This window comes from Liquorilactobacillus sicerae, from assembly GCF_029916425.1.
Taxonomy (GTDB): domain Bacteria; phylum Bacillota; class Bacilli; order Lactobacillales; family Lactobacillaceae; genus Liquorilactobacillus; species Liquorilactobacillus sicerae.
The window spans coordinates 1-452 of the sequence record NZ_JAHAVQ010000231.1 but is presented as its reverse complement, the minus strand read 5'-3'; the positions used below and the strand labels follow the sequence as shown (position 1 = coordinate 452).

At 35.4% G+C, this 452-nt stretch carries 1 pseudogene; it reads right to left on the bottom strand.

Annotated elements, in window-relative coordinates:
• Window positions 1-452, bottom strand: a pseudogene (gene nrdD / locus KH893_RS12170) (anaerobic ribonucleoside-triphosphate reductase); the annotation flags it as partial.

Here is a 452-nt window from a genome sequence, read left to right as displayed (position 1 = left end):
ATTGGGGTATTAGTCACAAAAAATCCAATTTTGTCATAAGCATAGTCCCAAACAGCTTCCAAGGCTTTCGGATTTTGTTTCAAATTTGGATATTCACAATAATGAATAATACCACCGGAACAGTATTTTTGATAATCCTGTTCAAAATCAATCTTTTCAAAAGGAGAAACTTTCGTTCGAACATCATAATGGAAACAATTAGTGTCGTATTCCTAATCAGTAATATCCTTAACAATACCGAACTTCTTTGTATCAAGCCGACAGAATGTGTCAGTTAAGCTTTCACTCGGGGTACTGTATACACTGAAATGATAGCCATATTCCTTTTCCCAAGCTTTGCAATGTTCCCATAAGGTTTTTACAATCTTAACAGAAAATGCTTTAGCTTCAGGATTATGTTCCCAAGCGTGACCGAAAAAGACAGTTCCAACCTCATAGATACCAATATATCC